The following is an 849-nucleotide window of genomic DNA, read 5'->3' as shown; positions in this document are numbered from 1 at the left end:
GACTGGTCGACGAGCTTGTTCTTCGCGATCCACGGCATCATCGCGCGCAGCTTCGCGCCGACCTGCTCGATCTCGTGCTCGGCGGTCAGGCGGCGGCGCGATTGCAGCGTCGGTGCGCCCGCGCGGTTCTCGATGATGAAGCTCTTCGCGTATTCGCCCGTCTGGATGTCCTTCAGCACGGCCTTCATCGCCTTCTTCGTCTCTTCGGTCACGATGCGCGGACCCGTCACGTACTCGCCGTACTCGGCGTTGTTCGAGATCGAGTAGTTCATGTTCGCGATGCCGCCTTCGTAGATCAGGTCGACGATCAGCTTCAGTTCGTGCAGGCACTCGAAGTACGCCATTTCCGGCGCATAGCCCGCTTCCACCAGCGTCTCGAAGCCCGCCTTGATCAGGTCGACAGTGCCGCCGCACAGCACGGCCTGCTCGCCGAACAGGTCGGTTTCGGTTTCTTCGCGGAAGTTCGTCTCGATGATGCCGGCACGGCCGCCGCCGTTGGCCGCCGCGTACGACAGCGCGACGTCGCGGGCCGCGCCCGACTTGTCCTGCGCGACCGCGATCAGGTGCGGCACGCCGCCGCCTTGCTGGTACGTGTTGCGCACCGTGTGGCCCGGGGCCTTCGGCGCGATCATGATCACGTCGAGGTCGGCGCGCGGAATCACCTGGCCGTAGTGCACGTTGAAGCCGTGCGCGAAGGCGAGTGCCGCGCCTTCCTTGATGTTCGCATGCACTTCGTTCTTGTACACCTCGGCAATCTGCTCGTCGGGCAGAAGCATCATCACGACGTCGGCGCCCTTCACGGCTTCGGCCACTTCCTTCACGGTCAGGCCGGCGTTCTCGGCCTTGCTC

1 protein-coding gene is annotated in these 849 nt (G+C 64.9%); it reads right to left on the bottom strand.

Features of this window, described 5'->3' with window-relative positions; all coding sequences use genetic code 11:
• A partial coding sequence (ilvC, locus tag BG61_RS38645; RefSeq protein WP_035943730.1) for a ketol-acid reductoisomerase occupies positions 1 to 849 on the bottom strand: 849 nt, incomplete at both ends.

The organism is Caballeronia glathei, from assembly GCF_000698595.1.
Taxonomy (GTDB): Bacteria; Pseudomonadota; Gammaproteobacteria; order Burkholderiales; family Burkholderiaceae; genus Caballeronia; species Caballeronia glathei.
Note: the sequence above shows the minus strand (reverse complement) of the source record. Positions and strands in the feature narration are given on the sequence as shown.